Origin of the sequence: Variovorax defluvii, assembly GCF_039541515.1 — a bacterium.
Lineage (GTDB): Bacteria > Pseudomonadota > Gammaproteobacteria > Burkholderiales > Burkholderiaceae_C > Variovorax > Variovorax defluvii.
Genome location: NZ_BAABGJ010000076.1, coordinates 215378 through 234267, shown reverse-complemented (window position 1 = coordinate 234267; position 18890 = coordinate 215378). Strand labels below are relative to the sequence as shown.

The window sequence follows — 18890 nt, the reverse complement described above, 5'->3', positions numbered from 1 at the left end:
CACGCGGAGGAGAAAAACCATGACGACCACCATCAGCGTGGAGGAGCGAGCCAGGGCCGCCCTGGCGGGCCAGTACGGAACGCCTGACGAGCTGATCAAGCTGGTCGATCAGCTCAAGCGCGAACGGCGCTTCTCGCACGCGCGGCATCTCCTGGAGCGATTGCGCCTTCAGCGCGAGGTCACGACCGATCCCAGGCTGCGCCTCGTCGTGGCGCAGAAGCTGGCCCTCGTCACGTACAAGGACGCCGACCTTCCCGGCGACCTGAAGTTCGAGCGGGCACTCGACATCCTGCGCAGCGTGGAGGACCTGGAGACGACCAAGGACCCGGAGACGCTGGGCCTGGCCGGCGCCATCTACAAGCGCAAGTGGGAGTTCCAGAGCAACGAGCGCGACCTGGAAACCTCCGCGGCGTTCTACCGGCGCGGCTTCGCCGAGGGGGTCGAAAAGGACTTCGGGTACACCGCCGTCAATGCGGCATTCGTCCTGGACCTTCTCGCGGACCTCGAATCCCCGGACGGCCCGCGTCGCAGCCTGCGCGAAGGCAACCCGGACCTGCGCCGGCGACAGGCGATCGACATCCGGGAGCAGATCGCGGCAACCCTTCCGGCCCTTTGGGAGAAGCCCGGACTGGAATGGCTGCGCAGCACGTGGTGGTTCCCGGTCACACTGGGCGAGGCATTCTTCGGCTTGAGGAAGTTCGACGAGGCCCGCACCTGGCTCCGGCGCGCCGCCTCGATCCCGAGCGTGCCCGACTGGGAGCAGGAGAGCACGGCGCGGCAGCTGGCCGCCCTCTTCAATCTGATGTCGCGCCAGGCAACCTCGACGGGCGAGGCGCCGGACCCCCGGGCGCGCGAGGTCCTGCGGGACTTTCTCAAGGCCCTGAGCAGCGTCAGCGATGCCGACGCCGCGCTCGACTCCGTGGTGCGTGGAAAGATCGGCCTGGCGCTTTCGGGCGGAGGCTTCCGGGCGGCGCTCTACCACATCGGCGTCCTCGCCCGGCTGGCGGAACTGGACCTGCTGCGCCACGTCGAGTACCTCTCCTGCGTGTCCGGGGGATCGATCGTCGGGGCGCACTACTACCTGGAGGTGCGCCATCTTCTCCGCACCAAGCACGACGCCGACATCACCCGCGACGACTTCATCGACATCGTCGACAGGGTGCAGCGGGACTTCCTCGCCGGCGTGCAGCGCAACATCCGCGTGCGCGTCGCCGCGGAGTGGACCACGAACCTGAGACTGATCTTCCAGCCCGACTACACCCGGACGCGACGTGCGGGGGAGTTGTACGAAAAGGAAATTTTCTCCCGGGTGCGCGACGGCGAAGGCCACAAGGCGCGCTTCATCAACGAGCTCAAGATCATCCCGGCCGGCGAGTCCGCCGACTTCAGGCCCAAGGACCACAACTGGCGGCGCGCCGCCAAGGTGCCGATCCTGGTACTCAACGCGACCACCTTGAACACCGGCCACAACTGGCAGTTCACGGCAAGCTGGATGGGGGAGCCGCCCGGCGGCATCGACACGGAGATCGACGCCAACTACCGTTTGCGGCGCATGTACTACGACCAGGCACCGCCGCCGCATCAACGGATGCGCCTCGGGTACGCGGTGGCCGCCTCCGCCTGCGTCCCGGGCATCTTCGAGCCCTTGCCTCTGGCGAAACTGTACGAGCGGCTCACGCCGGAGTCGGATCGGAAAGTGCGCCCGGTCGTACGCCTGGTGGACGGCGGCGTGCACGACAACCAGGGGACCAGCGCGTTGCTGGAACAGGGCTGCTCCGTGCTGCTCGTCAGCGACGCGAGCGGCCAGATGGACCACGAGGATGCGCCCAGCAACAGCCTCCTGGGCGTGCCGCTGCGCGCCAACAGCATCCTGCAATCCCGCATCAGGACCAGCCAGTATGAAGACCTGATGAGCCGGCACCGGGCCGGCACGCTCAAGGGCCTGATGTTCGTGCACTTGAAGAGGGATCTGGAAACCCGCTCGGTCGACTGGATCGGTTGCCAGGACCCTTCGGAACCCGCGCCGCTTCGCGCCTTGACGAGCTACGGAATCCAGAAGGGCATCCAGCGCCGCCTGGCGGCCCTCCGCACGGACCTGGACTCCTTCACCGACACGGAAGCCTTTGCGTTGATGGCCAGCGGCTACCGGGTCACGGAGACATCGCTCAAGGAGCCCTTGCTCGGCTTTCCGACCGAGAAGGCGCTTTCCCATGACTGGGACTTTCTCGCCATCTCGCCGCTGCTGGAACAGCCGAGCGTGTTGTCGCCGCTGGCGCTGTGGCTGGAACGGCAGCTGGGCATCGGCAGCCGGATTGCCTTCAAGGTGTGGTTCATCAATTCCTATCTCCAGGTGTTGGTCGGCTTGATCGGGGTCGCCATCCTGGGCGCCGTCCTGTTCAACTGGAGGCAACTCTTCGCCCTGCAGTTCACGCCGCCGCCCATCACGGTCGGCGCGGCTATCTTGGCGGCCGGCACCTTCCTGCTGGGCATCTTCGGACTTGGCGCCATCGCCAGACTGCTGGATTACCGAAAGACGCTGCGCGACATCGCCCTGGGCATCGGCATGGCCTTCTTCGGCTTCGTCGTCGCGCGCCTGCATCTGCACGTCTTCGATCCGCTGTTCCTGCGACAGGGGCGGCTCCCGGTCCTGTTCGGCTTTGCGGATGTCGCGGCTGCACGTGAACGCGAGCGTGCCGAACGGGAGCGCAGCCAGTCCCTGGAGAACGCCGCGGCGGGCCGGCGGACCGGCTTTGCCGTCCAGCAGAGCGAAGGCTTCATGTACTCGGCGAAACGGACCCTGGACCCCGAGACCGAGCTCAAGGTCACGCGCGCCATCTTCGAACTGAGCGACGGTGTCCCGGCATCCGATCGTCGCGGTGCCGGTCTCCAGCTGCTTCCCGTGGGTGGGACGGGGTGGAACATCGCCTACGACGTGGACTGGGAGCGGCAGCGGGTTCGCATCCATCACCTGGTCCGCGCCGGGCAGGAAGAGCAGGCGCCGTCATGAACCAGCCCGCATTTCCGGACTACGCCCTCAAGACGGCGGAGGCGGCGCGCAAGCAGAGGCTGGCATTGCCGCCGGCCTTGCGACTGGCGGTCGACCAGATCGAGGCCGAGCTCTGCCAGGACCCGGAGAAATACCCGGACCGGCTCATTCCTGCCTCTCAGGACGGCAGGTCACGCATCTACCAGCATCCGGAACCTTCGATTCAGGTCACCTTCGAGGTGGATGATGCCGCCAAGGTCATCTACATCTTCCATTACTTCGCGCCGACCATGAATGCGCGGCAGCCCATGTTCATCAGCTACGCCCACGCCGACAAGGAGTTTCTCGCCGAGCTGCGCCTGTTCCTCTCGGCGATCGAAAAGAAAGGCCTGATCAATTTCTGGGACGACAGCCAGCTCGTCCCGGGCGTGCCGTGGGAAAAGCAGATCAAGGAGGTGCTGGACAGATCGGAGGCAGGGCTTCTTCTGGTGACACAGAACTTTCTGGCCTCGCAGTTCGTGGCGGACGTCGAACTGCCCAAGCTTCTCGACGTCGCCCAGCAGGCGGGCAAGAAGATCTACTGGCTGCACGTCAGCCCCAGCACGGTGTTCGATACGCATACCGAGATCACGGCCTACCAATCCCTGCAGGACGATCCCAAGGTCGCCTTGACTGAACTCGATGAACCGAAGCGGAAAAGGGCGTTGGCAGACATCACCGGCAAGCTGATGAAGCATGCGCGATTGAATTGAACGGGCGTTCTTCGAGGCCGGCGATGGGCGCCTCGATCGATGTGGCGTAGGCGGGCGGTCCCGGGAAGCGAACACATCCCCCGGCTGAAGGAGAGGAGGCGCGCCAAACGCAGCGCTTGCGCGTACTCTGCGAATGGCCTAAGGCAAACGGCGGAATTGTCTCTGGCGCAGTCTCGGATCATCCTTTCCACCGCATATCGCGGTGCATGCGCGCAGACCGCACATTCCTGATCACCCATTCGCAGGAGAAGCCCATGTTGACCTCATCCCAGCTTCAGCAGGTCATGCCCCACCTCCCCGCTGCCAAGCTCGCCGACTTCCTGCCTCACATCAATGGCGCCATGCAGACCTTCGAGGTGAACAATCCCTTGCGGGCCGCGGCCTTCCTGGCGCAGCTCGCGCACGAGTCGGGCGAGTTCCGATGGATGGAGGAGATCTGGGGGCCGACCGACGCCCAGAAGCGCTATGAGCCGCCCGGCACGCTCGCCACGCGGCTGGGCAACACGCAGCCGGGGGACGGCAAGCGCTTCAAGGGCCGCGGGCCGATCCAGATCACGGGCCGGTTCAACTACAAGCGTTACGGCGACCTGCTCCACATCGACCTGCTCGCACAACCGGAGCGGGCCGCCCAGCCGGATGTCGCCTTCGCGCTGGCGGGCCTCTTCTGGTCGAGCAACCACCTCAACGAGCTGGCGGACGCGCAGCAGTTCGTCGCGATCACGAAACGCATCAACGGCGGCGTCAACGGCCTGGCCGACCGGCAGAAGTACTACGAGCGCGCGAAGACGGTGCTGGCCGGCGGCACCTTCGGCGACGCCGCACCGGCGACGCGTGGCTCGCGCGGCGCGAAGACGACGGCGGCGCCGGACCTCGGAAACCTGCCGCCGCTCACGCGCGGCTCGGAAGACATTGCGCATTCGGAAGCGCTGGCGCCCGCCGAAGATTCGCCGAAGGCCGTGGCGCCGGCCAGGAAGCGCCGTACGCCTGCGAAGAGCACCGCCGCTGCCGCAAGGCCCTCGCCCAGGACCGCAAAGCCTGCAGCAAAGAGAAGGGCGCCGCTCGAAAGGTCGACGCGGCCATAGCGTCGTCGACAGGGCATTCAGACATTCCCTTCGACCATGCGCCTGTTCATCAGTCACGGCACCGACAAGAACAAGCAGGAGGAGCTGGACTATCTCGATGCGCTCGAAGCCGGGTTGAAGGTCGATCCACCCGAGGGAGGCAATCCGCACGAAGTGCTCATCGACCGAACCCGGATCGACGCCGGCGACGCCTGGGAGGGCATCCTGCACGACATGCTGGCGGAATGCCAGGCCGCGCTCCTGGTGCTGTCGGAACGCGCGCTGAAGCGGCCCTGGGTGCTGAAGGAGTCGACCATTCTGTCGTTCCGCAAGGCGCGCGAGCCGGAGTTTCCCTTTTTCTGCGTTCTGCTTCCCGGCGTCACGCTGGCGGACGTGAACGCGGTGCCCTCGTTCGCCGCGTTGCGGCTGGACGACATCCAGGCCTTTGCGCCGGGCACCCCGGCCGGCGCGGTGGCCGCATGGGTCCTGGGGCGCTTGCAGACCTGTCAGCCGCCACGCGTCACCGTGCTGGACAGGCTCGAGCGCGCCATCGAGGCGCGCCTGGTGCAGGTCAACGCCAACGAACTCGAGGCGCTGTGCGAGCGGCTGCTCGGCCAGCAGGTGGCATGGACGGGATCGGTGGATCGTGCTCGGCTGCGGGCGCGGATGCTGGCGCGGGGAATCGTCCGCGGCCGGCTGGGGGGCGTGGGAGGCGTCGCGGGTCTGATGCGAGACCTGCGCAATGCGGCGATGCCCGCGGAGCATCGCCGAGCCGTCCTGGAGCTGGCTGCATCGATGTGGGTCGATGCCGAAATAGCGGGCCGCTTCGGTGCGCTCGTGGCGGAAGGGACGCGCGCCTCGCCGCCGGCCGCCGCGCTGAATGGCGCACGCATTCGCTACAGCTCGCGGATGGTGGCCTGGCGCGCGTTGATGCCGGAGACCTCCGACTACATCTACTGGGTCGAAGGCGGTGGTTCGGATGGGTGGGAAGACGAATTGGTGCGCCGCATCCGGAAGGCGTATCGCCTCAACAAGGAGGCGGTGATCGACAGCGACGAGCAGGTCGATGAGGTGCTGCGCCATCGCGACCCCGAGCAGCCGGTCGTGTATGTGCTTCCGCCCCCCGTTCCCGACGAACAGTTGCTGCGCGCCTTGCAGACCCGCTTTCCTCGCGTCGTGTTCATCTTGCATACCGGCGCGACGCTGCTGCCTGCCGAAGATCTTCCCCAAGGTGTCGTGCGCCTCGCTCCGGGGATGCAGCTCGAGGTCGAGGCGCAGCGCAATGCCGACTATGCGGCAGCGCTGGAGTCGGCGCGCTGAACTTCCCTCTGTCCGAGACCCTTCCCCATGCCCGAACAATTCAAACCGCGTTACTTCGATCCTGGCGCTCGGGCCGGGGCGGTCGTTGGCGATGACGCCAGTGTGACCCTGCGCCTGGATGACACCACCGCTTACGTCTACAGCCCCGCCATCATCCTGGCCGTGAACGTCGCGATGGCCACCGGCCGACCGCTGCTGATCGCGGGCAACCCCGGCACCGGAAAGACGACGCTGGCGGCCAATGTGGCCAAGCTCCTGGGCTGGAAGTTCTATTCTTGCGTCGTCACATCGCGGACCCGGGCCCAGGACCTGATGTGGAAGTTCGATGCGCTTCGGCGTTTGTCGGATGCCCAGGCGAGCATGCACAGCGCAGGATCGCTGCGCCCGCGCGCCGCCTATCTGGAACCGCAGGCCCTATGGTGGGCTTTCGACGCCGATACCGCGTCGCGTCGCGGTGCCGGGCCGGCGCAGGCAGACGTCCCGCCGGCATCCGACCCTCAGGCCGCCGTCGAGAGTCTTTGTGCGGTGGTGCTGCTCGATGAGATCGACAAAGCCGAGCCTGACGTCCCCAACGATTTGCTGGAAGCGCTCGACGCCGAGCGCTTCACTGTCGACGCCCTCGATTCGCCGCTCCAGGTCTGCGGCCGGCGTGAACGCGTGCTGATGATGATCACGACGAATGGAGAGCGTGAGCTGCCCGCTGCGTTCATGCGCCGCTGCGTCGTGCTGAAGCTGGAGCCGCCCACGGCCAACCAGCTGGTGGAGATCGCGAACGACCGGTTCGGTTCCGAGCGGGCGGCGACGCACCGCGCGATCGCCGAGCGGCTGGTGCATCTGCGCGAGCTCTCGCGTCAGCAGAACTTGCGCGAGCCCAGCACCGCCGAGTACCTGGACGCGCTGGCCGCGTGCGAGCGGCTTCAGGTGGACCATCGATCCCCTCGCTGGGCCTTGCTGGAGCAGACCTTGCTGTGGAAGCGCGACCTGCCGCTGCCGGATGCCAACATGTGATGAGCAGGGCGCTGATCTTCGTCGCCGATCTGCTCGAGGTGCTCGACAAGCTCGAGATCGACTCGCCTGGGACCGCTCGCGAGGTGATGCGGATGCTCAGCCTGGAATCCTGGGCGGACATCGCGGCGGCGCCCGAGGCGAACCGGGCGGTGGCCCCGATCGGCGCCACGGAGGCCGCCGTCCCGACCGTCGTCCATGAAGGACCCGCGCCGGAAGTCGGGGGGACGAGCCCGTCGGGGTCCGTCGCGCCGTTGTCGACGAAGCCCGCCGCGGTGACGGCGCTCGATCCGGCCCCGCTTGCGGCCGTACGACCCCATTGGGCGCTGCCCGATCGGGCGATGCAGCGCGCCTTGCCGTACCTCAGTCCCGTCGTCGACTCCTTGCTCGATCCGCGCCAGGAGCGCACGGCGGTCGCGGCGCTGGTGGCGGGCGTGGCCGACGATGAAACGATCGATCTCGATGCCGTGGTCCTCACGCTGGCCCGGGGCGAGCCCCTCGATGCGTTGCCGATGCGCCGGGGCTGGAACCTGCGGCGCGGCTTGCACGTGCTGATCGACCAGGGCCCCGGCATGGCGCCGTTTCGCGCGGATGCGGAGCAGTTCGTCAGTCGCCTGGACCGCCTGATGGCGCCCGACCTGCTCGCCATCGGCATGTTCGAGGGAACACCCCTGCACGGCGTACGCATGTCCGCACGCAAGCCCGCCCCGTGGCAGCCCCCTGCGCCGCAGACGCCGGTGCTGCTGCTCACCGACCTCGGGCTGTGTCCGGCCGACCGGCCTTCGCGTGCGGTCACCGCGAGCGAATGGATCGAGTTCTCACAGGCTGCGCGGCGTGCGGGCGTGCAACTGCGCACCCTCGTGCCTTACCCGCCCAAGCGTTGGCCTTCGGCGCTGGCGGTCCCGATGGGGTGCGTGGCCTGGGATCGGCGTACCACGGCTGCCACCGTGCGCCGCGCGCTTTGGGGGAGCTTGGGATGAGCAGCGGCGACGAACATGCCGCGCGATGCATCGCCGAACTCGCCGCAAGGCACCCCGCGGCGGTGTCCCTGGGGCGCTATGCCTCGTTGGCTGTGCGCATCGATGCGCCCTTGCTGCGGCGATTGCGACTGGCATTGCTGCCCGGTACCGACGCGAGCGCCGAAGCCGATCTCTGGTTCAGCGGGCTCTCCGAATCGCGCGGCGACGAAGGATTCGTGCTCGACCCGCAGGTGGCCGTCATCTTGCGTGATCAGCTGGCCCGCGAGCGTCTGGGCAGCGGTGGCTCGGCGCTCGATGCGGCTTGGCAGCACACGACGCAGATGCACGCCGGCTGGCCCGAGGCCTTGCGGCTCGAGGAAACGCTGACCTACCTTGCCTTGCGCCCGAGCGACGGGGCCGCCGAGGCGCTCGAAGAGGCGTTGCGACCGGCGATGATCGCGCTGGCATCCGGCGGACATCGCGCGGTCGAGGTCGCTCGCTGGGCCGTGCGCGCAGTGCCGCGCCTGCCCGCGGCCGCGCGCGACACGGATGCCGCGCTGGCCTTGCTGCTCGCGTCGTCGGCGCTGATCGGTATCGGCGGCCGCGCGGTGAACCCGGCCGATGGGCGCGTCATTCCGGGCGACCTGGGATGGCTGCTGCCGGCATCGTTGCTGGACAAGTCGACCGCGCTGGTGTGCGAAGTCGGCCCGGAGTCGCTGCTGCTGCGACCGCCGGGCACCGAGGATGCTGCCGGCTCGCAAGTCACGCTGCCGATCACCAGGCCGCTGTTCGCGGAGCTGAGCTGGACCGTCGACGCCACCCGCGTGACGCGGGTGCAGGCGATCGTCCCCGGGACGGCGATGCCGCTGCCTGCCGGATGGCGTGAGCTGCGCTTGCGCACCTTGACGGGCGCGGTGTACCGGCTCGGTCCGGCCACTGCCGCGGTCGCGATGTCGCTGGAAGAACTGCTCGAGGGTTGCGTTTTCGTGCATTGCGGCAACGCCATGGCGCGCGGGCTGTTCGTATCGGACGATCGCATCCTGACGACCTTGCATGCCGTCAGCGAGGCGGTGCGCGAGGCCGCGAATCCGTCGCCGATCGAGGTGAGGAAGGGCACCCACCGTTCGGCCGCGCTGCTCGTCGCGGCCGATCCCCGGGTCGATCTCGCGCTGCTGGCAGTGAATGGGCCGCTGCGCAGCGGTCGGACGATGCCGCGCGCGCAGGCAGCGCCCGAGGCAGGTCAATCGACCACGCTGCTGGTGGTGGAGGAGTCTTCTTGGACGAGCCTGGCGTACAGGGTGACAGCCTTCGAAGTCTCGACCTCGGCGAGCGGGCGCACATACGAGGGCCTGCTGGAGATCGAGCGTGATGGCGGCAACCCATTGCCGCCGACCAAAGGCTTGTCCGGCGTCCCCGTCATTCACGCGGGCGAGATGGTCGGGATGGTGGCGCTGGGCAACGAAAGAGACCTGCTGTACGCCGTCCCGGCGGGCCAGATCGACGCTTTTCTGTCGTGGGCGCTTCTGCCGGATGGGCAGGAACCCGATGTCCTGGTGGCGTACGCGCCTAGCGATTCCTACGGCAAGGGCGAGGAGCTCGACGAGGTGGCGCTCGAACGCGTCCGGCGGTCGCTGCAGGTGGCCAGGTTGCGGCCTCGCGTCACCGCCGAGATGCGTCGAACGCGCGACGACGATGACGCGCGTGCCTTGAACAGCGCGAGGGCGGCAGTCTGCCTTCTGACCCCGGTCGCGAACGCCTCCGGTTCCGAAGGCCATCGCGACATGGCGGCGATGGCGTTTCGCCGCTGGGTCGACCCCGGGTTCCCGGTCGCGATGCTGACCTACCGGACGAATGTGCCTCGGTTGCCGCGTCCGCTGCAGGCGGCGCCCACGCTGTCGCTGGACTCCCTGGACGAGGAGACCCTGTGGCTGCAACTGCAGCACACGCTCGGAAGCCGGCCCGTGGACGCGCCGACTGCCAGCGACGCCGACTTCGCCGCGGCGGCCCACTATCGTCTCGGACTGTCGCCGGGCGAGCCATCGGAAGTGCCGCTTCAGCAACGCCTGGAGGCGGCACTGGCCGATGCCGCGTCGCGCGAGGGCATCGACCGTGCCGCGCTCGTCGAGCGCGCCGACATGGCTGCGATGCTCATGCTTCCCGATGGCAAGACCCTGGCGGATTTGCGGCGCGTCGCCCGCGCCGAGCCCGGCCGGCGCGCCGTCTACCTGAACGCGATGCCGGTCCAGTACGCGCGCCTGCTGCTCAAGCGAGCCTGGTTTCCCAATGCGCCGCCGCCCCACGTGGTGATCCGAGACCAGGAATGGCCGACGGCCGACGAAGGTGTCGATGCCCTGGTGACACAGATCGTGGGGCGGGTGGCCGAGTCCGCGGACGCCGTGGCGGCCGAGATGCGCTGGGTTCTGTCCCGCGCGACCGCGGACTATGTGGTCGTGTTCGCGACCCGGCCGTTTCCGGATGCCCGCATCGTGAGCGGGCTGAAGGCTTCCTTGCCAGGCGCGTTGCTGTTTTTCCTCGGCCTTGAACAGGACGTGGCACAGGCGGCCGCCGCCGCCGGCGTGACTGTCTTGCCGGGCTTGCAGGATGCCAGCGAGAGCTTGCGCTGGGTTCAGAACTACAAGCGAATGCTGGAAGGCGTCGCTCCGCGCGGCCGGGCCGGTTCCGCTCCGCCGCGCTGAAATCGGCGTGCAGGGGGCGACTGGCCTAAGGTGCTAGATCCAACGAAAGGTTGGCACGGCCGCCAAAGCGGAGTCAGATAGCAGCACCGCCGCTTGGAGACGCCGAGCCATGAGCGACGAAATTTCCGTTCATGACGATCTCGCCGACGAACTCGACGAGTTCTTCTGGGGTGACCTCCTCGACTACATCGCCGATGGTCACGTGGTGGTCGTCGTCGACAGCGGACTGCTCGAAGTCAGTTATCGGGGGCAGCACATCGGATTCGATGCCCTCGTCGCCACCCGGCTGGCCGAGCGCCTGCACCTCGACATGCGCGGCATCGCGGGCGTGCCGCGCCTGGACGACGTGGTGAGCCGCTACCTCCTGTCGCCCCGCGCGCGAAAGGAAGATCTCTATGTCCGGGTCGCGCAGGTGGTCAAGGACCTGGACGTCGAACCGCCCCAGGCCCTGCTCGACCTGGCCGCCGTCACCGGCCTCGATCTGTTCGTCACGCTGGCATTCGACGGCCTGCTCGTGCGCGCCATCGATCTCGTGCGTCACGCCGGCCAATCGCGCACGGCGGCGATCGCGTTCGCGCCGAATCGCGCGGCGGACCTGCCCGTCCCGCGCGAGCGGCTGACGACGCCCACCGTGTTCCATCTCCTGGGGCGGCAGTCCTCGGCGCCCGAATGGGTGATCTGCGACGAAGACCGCCTCGAGTTTCTCCATGCCCTGCAGGACGATGCGCGCCGGCCGAAGCTGCTGTTCGATGCGCTGCGCGACGATCATCTGCTGCTGATCGGCTGCCGCCTGCCCGACTGGCTGGCGCGCTTCTTTCTGCGCGCGGCCAGGAACGAGCGACTCTCTTCTCGCCGGCAGACGGTGGAGTACCTGGTCGATCCGCGCGTCGCCGGCGACCTGGGCTTGAGGGCCTTCCTGGCCGACTTCAGCCCGGCGACGCGCGTGGTGGCGCTGGATCCGGCCGGCTTCTGTGCCGAGTTGCGCAAGCGCTGGGTGCAGCGGCAGCCCCACAGCACCCCTTCGGCGTCTCCGCTTGCGGGGACCTCCGCTGCCGTCGAGGGCGCCGTGTTCATCAGCTATTCGAGCCAGGACACGGCGGCGGCACGCAGCCTGGCGCAGGCGCTCGATGCCGCCGGCATTGACGTGTGGTTCGACCACGCCGAACTGAAGGCCGGGGACGACTGGGACCGGCGCATCCGCCGCGGCGTGGAAGACAGCACGCTGTTCGTTCCGGTGATTTCCGGCGCCACCCAGGACGCGCAACGGCGCCGCGACTTCTTCTGGCGCGAATGGAATGCGGCCGATGAACGGGCACGCGGCATGGCGCCCGACGAGCCCTTTCTGCTCCCGGTCGTGATCGACGACACGCCACCCTACGGCAGCGTGGTACCCGATCGCTTTCGCGCGGCGCAGTGGACGCTCGCCCCCGGCGGGCGCGTGACGCCCGAATTCGTCGACCGTGTGCGCGACCTGTACCGAAGGGTCTCCGGCCGCGGCCGCTCATGAACGACCGGCTCCAACTGCCCCGCGATCCGGCTGGCGAGCGCTTGAGCCCCTCGCGGCCCTGGCCCGGGCTCGCTTCCTTCGCGGAGTCCGACAGGAATTTCTTCCGTGGACGGGACCGCGAGTCCGACGAGCTGGCGCGCCTGGTCCGCCGCGAAAGGCTGACGGTCCTGTTCGGGCGATCGGGGCTCGGCAAGACATCGTTGCTGCGGGCAGGCCTGTTCCCGCGCCTGCGCGAGGACCTGCACGTGCCGGTGCTGATCCGCCTCGCGCACGGCGCGAGCCTGCCGCTGCGCCAGCAGGTCTGGGGTGCGATCGAGGCCGCGTGCAGCGAAGCCGCCATCGACGCCACGCCCCCGCTGCCCGGGGCGACCTTGTGGGAGCACTTTCACCGTGCGGATGCCGGATTCTGGAACGTGCGCAACCGGGCGGTGGTGCCCGTGCTGGTGTTCGACCAGTTCGAAGAACTGTTCACCCATGGCGCGGCCGACGAAAAGATCCGGCGCAGCGCCGCCGATTTCATGGCCGAGCTCGCCGACCTCGTCGAAGACCGGCCGCCCGAGGCACTGCGACATGCGCTGGAATCCGATCATTCGCTATCCGAGCGTGTCGACTTCCGGCGCCTCGGGTGCAAGGTCGTCCTGAGCTTCCGCGAAGACTTCCTGGCCGAGATGGAAGCCTGGCGCGACCGCATGCCTTCGCTGACGCGCAACCGCTATCGCCTGACGCCCATGAACGGGCGACAGGCGCTCGAGGTCGTGGCCAGCGGAGGCTTGCTCGCGGAGGGCGAGGTGGCCGAACGCATCATCGGCCTGGCATGGAACAACCAGGCGAAGGCACCCCCGCCCGATCACTACGACCGCATGGAGGTCGACCCGGCGCTGCTCAGCGTGATCTGCAGCGAGCTGAACCTGCGCCGCATCGCGCAGGGCAGCGAACGTATCGGCGCCGATCTTCTGGCAGGCGCGGAAAAGGAGATCCTGGTCGATTTCTACGGCCGTTCGCTGAGCGACCTGGACCCGCGCGTGCGCGAGTTCGTGGAGGATGAGCTGATCACGGAAGCCGGTTTCCGCGACAGCCATGCGCTGGAGGACGCGCTGGCGCTTCCCGGCATCACCCGCCAGGCGATCGATCAGCTCGTGGCGGGCCGGCTGCTGAGCGTCGACGACCGCTTCGGCGTGCGGCGGCTCGAGCTGTCGCACGATGTGCTCACCCGCGTCGTCAAGGAAAGCCGGGACGCGCGCCAGGCCCGGGAGGCGCAGGCCGCTGCGGCTGCGCGCGAGCGCGAAGCCCTGGCGGTGCAGCAGCGCAACCGGCGCCAGGCGGTGTGGATCGGCAGCGCCGGGGTGCTGGCCATCGGCTTGCTCGTCGCTGCCGGCATCTCGATCCGCGAAGCGGTGCTGGCAACGCAGCGATTGGACATTGCGACGCAGGAAAGCGCAGCGGCCAAGCGCGAGGCGGAGCAGGCGCGCGTGGACGCCGATGCCGCATCCGACAGGTCACTGCGAATGGCCGAGCGGGCCGCCGAAGCCAACCTCCGCGCAGAAGAAGAGACGGAGAAATCCCGCAAGGCCGCCGAACTGGCATCGCTGCAGGAACAGCGGGCCGCCGACGCCGCCGCCCGCGCCGCACGGCTGACCCGCGATGCGTTGGCCACCGACCTGATCGCGAACGCACGCACTGCGCAGTCGTCGTCGTCGACCTCCCCGAGCCAGCCGGACCGCGCCTTGCTGCTCGGCGCCGAAGCCAGCCATCGGCATCCCGAGCGGCTCGATGCGCAACTGGCGCAACTGGGTCGGCTGATCGCCAACGAAGGACTGCGCAAGCTGCTTCGCATCGAAGGCGGCGTGACGGCATCCGCCAGCGCGCCCGACGGGCGGCGGGCCGCGCTGGGGACCGATCGCGGTGAGATCTTCGAAGTCGACCTGGCGGACTGGCGTGTCATGCGACGCTGGAAGGCGCACGAGGCCGCGGTGCATCGGCTGGCCTACGGCGCGGATGCATCGCGCATCGTGTCCACCGATGAAGGCAGGACGATGATCGCCTGGCAGCCGGGTGAGGGAAGAGAACTCGGCCGGGCCGCGCTCACGGGGCTGCGCAGGGGACTGCAGCGCATGCTCGTCAGTCCGCGTGGAGACTTCGTGGCCATGGTCGGCCACGCAGGCGAGGTCGAGCTCTGGCCATTGCCGGGCCGGGGCGAAGGCGCATCGGTGCGCCGCGTCGGCACGCAAGCCGATGGGAGCTGTCTTTTCGTCGATGAGGGCGAAGCCACCCTGTTCTACGGCGCGAGCGGTGGCGTCCGCGCAGTGAAGCTGCCGGACGCCGGCGAAGTGCCGCTGCCGCAGACCTCACAGAAGACACTGGCGCGCTCGCCGGATTGCCGGTTCGACGCCGAGCTCGGCAGCGGCCCCGACGGGAAGTCCGTCATCACGTTGCGCGATGCGCGCACCGGCGCGGCGGTGGGGACGCTGGGGGAGGGCGGAGGCGACAGGACGCTGGTCGCCTTCGAGCGGACGGGGCGCTTCGTGGCCGTGCGCGGCGGCGACACCACGACCGTGTGGGCCACCGGGCCGCTGCGGGAGGTCGGTCGCGTCCAGCACAAGCCGGGCACCGCCAGCGCACTGGCGATCGATCCGGACGGCAGATGGCTCGCCACCAGCCTTCCCGGCGGCGAGATCACGGTGCAGTCGGTCGCCGACGGTGCGCTGCGTGTGAAGACCCGGCTGACGCAAGGCGTCGACGAGTTCCAGTTTTCACCGGATGGCGACGCCGTGGCTGGGCTGACCCGCGGGCAGGAGCGCGTGCATCCCATCTGGCAGCTCGCGCCGCCGAAGGTTCTGCGCCTGGGCACGGCAGTGCACAAGGCCGAGGAGATCGAATTCAATCGAACAGGCAGCGTGCTCGCGACGGTCGAACCCGGCAGCAGCACGGCGCACTTCTGGGACCCCGGCAGCGCGAGGCATCTGCGCCAGGATGCCGACATGCAACGCGCCGAATTCAGCCCGGACGGTTCGCGCCTGGCCATCCAGCGCAGCAACGGGGACTTGGAGGTGCTCGACATGGCGGGCGACGGTCCTGCCATCCTGCAACTCGCGAAACCCGCGGGCATCTCGTTCCGGCGCTTCGCCATCAGCAAGGACAACCAACGGCTCGCGGTGACGCGATCCGACGGCGCGATCCACATCCATGCGTTGCGCCCAGGGGGCCGCGAGACGGTGCTGCAGGGTGTGCAAGGCGTGGACGTCGACGTCGTCGTGTTCAGCCCCGATGGCAAGGCGATCGCCGTCGGTGGATCGGATGGCGTGGTGCGCTTGCATCGCTTCGACGCGCGCGCACCGGAGGCCATCCTCTCGCATCCCCACCTCGGCGGGGTCCTGCAGATGGCGTTCAGTCCCGACGGCAAGCGCCTCGCGACGGGCGGCGCGGACAAGATGGTGCGGCTGCGTGACGTGGCCAACGGTCAGACCGTCGCCAGCTTCGGCCCTCATGAATGGGAAGTGGAGCGGCTTGTGTTCATCGAAGGCGGCGACGCGCTGGTGAGCGGCGAATCGAAGGGCGGTCGCGACATCTGGGACATCCGCAAGGGCCGGCGGCTGGCCCGGCTGCGCGCCACGGACGACAGTGTGAGGAGCGTGGACATCAGCCCGACAGGCCGCCGGGTGGCCGTGCTCCGCGCGGACAACACCGTGCTGCTGCGCAGCTGGGATCACCGCACCATGCTGCAAGACGCCTGCGACATGGCGGGCCGCAATCTGGAGTGCTCCGAATGGCGGCAATTCATGCCGGATGTGCCGTACCGCAAGACCTGCCCGGCCTTGCCGGCGCCGGAGCCGATGTGCAGGTGAGGCCCTGTGTGTCCACCTCTTTGTGGATGGGGGTGGCGCAGCGGGTCCATGCCCGCAGGTATAGTGAATCGGCAAGCTCGCCGGGCGATGAAGGAGTTGCATCATGAGGAAGTACGCCGTCGTTTTCGTGCACGGACTCGCGAAGAAGCCGCCGCCGCCAAAGCTCGAGGAACTCTGGCGCTGGGGCCTGGAGCGCTCCAGCACGCCGCCGCCGTTCGACGGAAAGAATCCCGGCATCGACCTCGACACCGAGGGCGTGCCCGCCCTCTTCAACTACTACGCCGATGTGTTCTATGGGGAGGACTACGAGACGTCTTTCGATTCCTACTACGAATCCGAGAGCAACGCCGTGGTCAAGGAAGAAAATCTGGAGCGTGTCGCCGGCGATCTTGCCGAGCCCACGCCGGCCAATGTGAGGGAAAAGAGGTTCCTCGAGGAATTCGAGCGCAAGATGCAGATGGCGCCCACGCCACCGGACCCGCCGGACATCGACGACGCGCCCGCGGCGCAGGAGCCGGCACAGCTCGAGATCGCATCGTGGCTGCCAAGGCCGGTGAAGGAGGCCATCATCAAGAAGGCCGCCATGGAGGCCTACTACTTCCTGTTCGACAAGGCATACGTGCGGCCGAAGGACGGCACGAGGTTCAAGGTGCGCGAAGAGCTGCGCAATCGCCTGTTGGCCAACCTGCGGGAAGCAGCGGAAAAGGGTGAGAAGCTCGTGCTGGTGACGCACAGCATGGGCACGATGGTGGCCTACGACGTCTTGCGCAACTGCCCTGGCTGCCCGCCGGTGGACACCTTGTTCACGCTGGGCTCGCCGCTCGGCGTGGCGGAGGTCCAGGAGCAGCTCGTCGCGGAAGGCAAGGACAAGGTCGACTTCCCGCCGCTGCTCGGCCGCTGGATCAACGTCTACGACCCGCTGGACCCCGTCTGCGGCGCCGACCCGAAGCTCGACGACTACGCCCCCTTCGCGGGCCGGGCGGTGGAAGACGTGAAGGAGAGCAACTGGGGCAGCTGGCGCCACACCATCACGCACTATTTCGCGGGCACGCAGTTCCGCGCGCTGTTCGCGCAAGCGGTGGGCGTGGAATTGCGATGAACCCGAGCACGGCGCAAGAGCTCGCGGCCGCGCTCAAGCAGCGCGAGTACCCGGACCCGCCGTTGCAGCGCCTCGCCGAAGCGGTGAACAGCATCGCCGATGAGCTTGCGCCGGCCGGCAACAAGGTGCAGAAGCAGGACATCCGCAATGTCATGGACATCCTGCGGCGGCACCGCCACTTCGACCACATGCATCGGGTCGGCATGGCATGGCACGACACGCGCGGATGTGACGCCCTCATCCAGCGTCTGCTGGCCCAGGCGGTCGTCGAACTTGGCGCGTTCGAGCGGGCCGACGAACTGCTCGACGAGGCTGCCAAGGCCGCCGCGGCAAACCCGGGGGACCTGGACTTCACCGTCCAGGCTGCGGACTACCAGGGCTTGCGCGGGCGCATCCGCAAGCAGAAGTTCGTGCTGACCGAGGATGTCAATTTTCTCGTCGAGGCGACCGAGTGCTACCAGAAGCAAATGGGCAGCAGGCCGAGCTTCTTTCTCGGCGTCAACGTGCTGGCGCTGCGGACGCGGCTGCACGAGCTCGGGATCGATCATCCCGGCCCGCCCCTGGCGACACTGGCACGCGACGTGCTGGGCCAGGCGATCGGCGCGGCCCGTGCCGATCCGTCCGATCCCTGGCCGCTGGCAACCGCCTCCGAGGCGTGCCTTGCGCTGGACCGGATCGAGCCAGGCAGCGAGTGGTGCGACAAGGCCGAGCTGTGGCTGTATCGATTTCTGGGCCAGCCGGGGACCGGTCCCTTCGAAGCGGAGAGCTATTTCCGGCAGGTGCGCGAACTTTGGAGGGGCAATCCGCTGGACGGGACCTGGTGCCCCGGGCGGCTTGCGAAGATCTTCGAGCGCCACGTGATGCGCACCCAGCGCCGCTGGTCCGCGGATGCCAGGCAGTTGCAGCGCTTGCAGGACAACCCGGGCGAACTGGAGAAGAACTTCTCCGGCGAGAAGGCTTTCACCGTGGACGACGTGCGCAAGATGCTCTCCGTCAGCCCGAACATCGGGTGCGTGACCAACTCGAAAGGCGTGCGCATGGGGACGGGCTTTCTCATGCCGGGCGCCGTGTTCGGCCAGCCGCATCCACTGGTGTTCGTCACCAACGCGCATGTGATCAGCGATGCCGTCCCCAAGGCTTTGCCCTGGAAGGAGGCGCGCGTGACCTTCGAGCTCGAAGCCGCCAGTGGCGTGACCGCGGTCCACGAAGTCCAGGAGGTGCTGTACACGTCGGAGCCGGGCACGCTCGGAAACGTGGCCGATGCGCCCGGCAAGCTGGACGTGACGGTATGCCTGTTGCGCAGCACGCCGAAGGATGCCGAGGGCCTGTCCGTGGCCAAGGCCATCCCCTTGCCCTCGCCCAAGACCAAGGCTTTTGTCGTGGGCCATCCGCAAGCGGGGGAGATGCAGTTCTCCTTGCAGGACAGCGTCCTGATGGACGTGTGCCCCAAGGCGCGCCTGATGCACTATCGCACGCCGACGGACCCGGGGAGTTCCGGCAGCCCGGTGTTCAACCAGAAATGGGAGGTGGTGGCGCTGCATCACGCCGGCTCGCAGGCCTGCCCGCGCTTTGGAGGCGGCGGCACCTATGAAGCCAACGAGGGCATCACGCTTCAGTCGATCCGGCGCGGGATCGGGGTGAACGACTAAACCCGGGTGCGTTC

Annotated in this window: 11 protein-coding genes; all 11 read left to right on the top strand. The window is 68.2% G+C overall.

Annotated features, from left to right (window positions below):
* The first annotated feature begins 19 nt into the window (after positions 1–19).
* The 11 genes from ABEA07_RS21440 (at position 20) to ABEA07_RS21390 (ending at position 18876) form a co-directional block, all read left to right on the top strand.
* Positions 20–3007 carry a tetratricopeptide repeat-containing protein gene (locus tag ABEA07_RS21440; protein ID WP_345540383.1) on the top strand — a complete coding sequence of 996 codons (2988 nt, stop codon included), beginning with the start codon at positions 20–22 and terminating at the stop codon, positions 3005–3007.
* Complete coding sequence (locus ABEA07_RS21435) at positions 3004–3738, top strand: toll/interleukin-1 receptor domain-containing protein (protein WP_345540381.1); 735 nt, start codon at positions 3004–3006, stop codon at positions 3736–3738. Before ABEA07_RS21440 ends, ABEA07_RS21435 begins: the two co-directional genes overlap by 4 nt.
* 254 nt (positions 3739–3992) lie before the next feature.
* Positions 3993–4820, top strand: a complete 828-nt coding sequence (locus ABEA07_RS21430; RefSeq protein ID WP_345540380.1) for a glycoside hydrolase family 19 protein — start codon at positions 3993–3995, stop codon at positions 4818–4820.
* Positions 4821–4856: 36 nt separating this feature from the next.
* A complete protein-coding gene (locus tag ABEA07_RS21425; protein ID WP_345540378.1) occupies positions 4857–6119 on the top strand; it encodes a toll/interleukin-1 receptor domain-containing protein in 1263 nt (420 codons plus the stop codon).
* Between the two features lie 27 nt (positions 6120–6146).
* Entirely contained in the window at positions 6147–7127 is a 981-nt protein-coding gene (locus ABEA07_RS21420) for an AAA family ATPase (protein ID WP_345540377.1), read from the top strand.
* Positions 7127–8104, top strand: a complete 978-nt coding sequence (locus tag ABEA07_RS21415) for a hypothetical protein (RefSeq protein ID WP_345540376.1) — start codon at positions 7127–7129, stop codon at positions 8102–8104. The genes ABEA07_RS21420 and ABEA07_RS21415 overlap by 1 nt, the downstream gene beginning before the upstream one ends.
* Entirely contained in the window at positions 8101–10779 is a 2679-nt protein-coding gene (locus ABEA07_RS21410; protein WP_345540375.1) for a S1 family serine peptidase, read from the top strand. The genes ABEA07_RS21415 and ABEA07_RS21410 overlap by 4 nt, the downstream gene beginning before the upstream one ends.
* Positions 10780–10888: 109 nt before the next feature.
* A complete protein-coding gene (locus ABEA07_RS21405) occupies positions 10889–12286 on the top strand; it encodes a toll/interleukin-1 receptor domain-containing protein (protein ID WP_345540373.1) in 1398 nt (465 codons plus the stop codon).
* A complete protein-coding gene (locus ABEA07_RS21400) occupies positions 12283–16128 on the top strand; it encodes an nSTAND1 domain-containing NTPase (RefSeq protein ID WP_345540371.1) in 3846 nt (1281 codons plus the stop codon). Before ABEA07_RS21405 ends, ABEA07_RS21400 begins: the two co-directional genes overlap by 4 nt.
* A gap of 103 nt (positions 16129–16231) precedes the next feature.
* A complete protein-coding gene (locus ABEA07_RS21395; protein WP_345540370.1) occupies positions 16232–17227 on the top strand; it encodes an esterase/lipase family protein in 996 nt (331 codons plus the stop codon).
* The gene (locus ABEA07_RS21390; protein ID WP_345540369.1) at positions 17224–18876 is read left to right on the top strand and encodes a serine protease; all 1653 of its coding nucleotides are present in this window, start codon (positions 17224–17226) and stop codon (positions 18874–18876) included. Before ABEA07_RS21395 ends, ABEA07_RS21390 begins: the two co-directional genes overlap by 4 nt.
* Positions 18877–18890: the final 14 nt, after the last annotated feature.